Raw genomic sequence first — 1,108 nt, 5'->3', positions numbered from 1 at the left:
TCCCATACTGGTCGTCCAGCCTTTCATCCAGCCATGTTGCTCAAAATGACCCTGTTCGCCTATGCTCGCCAGGTATTCTCTGGTCGAAAAATCGTTCAAATGAATGAAGAAGTTATCCCCATGAAATGGCTGAGTCAGGATACCTATGTCTGTTATCGAACCATAAATAGTTTTCGGGCTAGCACACACGCCAATCAGCTCATCAAATCTGCCTTCATCTACTTCACTCTCCTCCTCAGAGAGAATGGATTGATTGAAGATGAGGCTCTCTTCATTGACGGGACCAAGGTAGAAGCTGATGCCAACAAGTATTCTTTCACGTGGAAAAAGGCCGTTGAACGCTATGAAGATGCCTTGAACGGAAACATTTCTGCCCTTTATGACAAGCTAGTTCAAGAAGGGGTGAATACTGCCTTGTCCAAGGAAGAATGCCTCACTAGCGAGGGACTCAAACAACTCCTACATGAGACAGAACAAGTATTGGATGAGGTGGAAGAAGCTATCTCACAAGAGCCTAAATCCATTAAAGGTGGATCAGCCAACAGACAGAAACGGAGAAGAATTAAGAAACTAAAGAGAAAGTTGAAAGAGGATTGTCTTGTTCGGAAACAGAAGTACGAACGAGATAAGCAGATTCTACAAGAGCGAAACTCCTACTCTAAAACGGATCACGATGCAACATTCATGAGAATGAAAGAGGATCATATGAAAAATGGTCAGCTCAAACCCGGTTACAACCTTCAACTTGGTACAAACAACCAGTTTGCCTTGGCTTACGGACTGTTTCCGAATCCAACTGACACTCGTACACTCAAGCCTTTTCTTCAATCCATCCAAACCTTAGAACTCTTTAAACACATTGTCGCGGATGCAGGTTATGGTAGTGAAGAAAATTATAGCTTTATCCTTGATGACCTGGAGAAAACACCTCTGATTCCCTACGGAACATATCAGAAAGAGCAGAAGAAAAGCTATAAGAAGAGTGATGCCAATCCTGAAAACTGGACTTACTTAGAAGATTCTGACCAGTGGATAAAACCAGATGGGGTTGTCTACTCGTTTAAGAATTATTCACGAAGAACGGAGCAGAATGGTTTTGAGAAAGATA

At 42.6% G+C, this 1,108-nt stretch carries 1 protein-coding gene; it reads left to right on the top strand.

From position 1 onward, the window contains the following. The coding region (locus C1E58_RS02585) for a transposase (protein WP_153055814.1) at positions 1-1,108 on the top strand (1,108 nt) is incomplete at both ends.

The organism is Streptococcus suis, from assembly GCF_002964575.1.
GTDB classification, from domain to species: Bacteria; Bacillota; Bacilli; order Lactobacillales; family Streptococcaceae; genus Streptococcus; species Streptococcus suis_R.
This window is presented reverse-complemented; position numbering and strand designations above follow the sequence as displayed.